The organism is Mesorhizobium sp. M5C.F.Ca.IN.020.32.2.1, from assembly GCF_004023105.1.
GTDB classification, from domain to species: Bacteria; Pseudomonadota; Alphaproteobacteria; order Rhizobiales; family Rhizobiaceae; genus Mesorhizobium; species Mesorhizobium wenxiniae.
In genome coordinates this window covers 1-515 of sequence record NZ_RZSX01001625.1, presented here as the reverse complement: position 1 = coordinate 515, position 515 = coordinate 1, and the positions used below count along the sequence as shown (strand labels likewise).

Annotated in this window: 1 pseudogene; it reads right to left on the bottom strand. The window is 60.8% G+C overall.

The annotated features are described in order from the left end of the window. Positions 1-292: pseudogene (locus EOA86_RS37830) on the bottom strand (IS1634 family transposase); the annotation flags it as partial. Positions 293-515: the final 223 nt, after the last annotated feature.

The window sequence follows — 515 nt, the reverse complement described above, 5'->3', positions numbered from 1 at the left end:
CATCCTTCGCCGTGCTCAAGATCAGCCGGTCCAGCGCTATTTTGCGGATCGTCCCGAGCGCGGCCGCAACATGGCCGTGTGGCAGCGAGCGCTCGACCTCCAGTTCCTCCGGCCCGGTGCCGAGCACCGTCCCGCCTTTCAGCAATGCCCGCAAGGCGTCGATCAGATCCCCCGGCAGCTTGCTCAGATTGGCCAGCGTCCGCTTCTGCGCGCGGCCCCGCTCGTCACGATAGCTCTCCCGCAGCAGCACTGCTGGCGGTGAGTTCCGATTCGGCACCGTCTCGATGAACATGTCCGAATCGAATCACATCTCGGCCGATTTGGGAATCCCTACATGGACACAAAATAAACAATCTACACGCTCAAAGCCTTGCGGCTTCTCGCGCTCTGCGTCTCTCCTCACGCAAACTTCGGTTTATTGCGGTGACATATCCGCTGGAATGGGTGGAGCGGTATAGAGCCCGCGGCTATCTCAACATCGATCCTGCGATCCAGATCGGTCTCAGGCGCCCTGT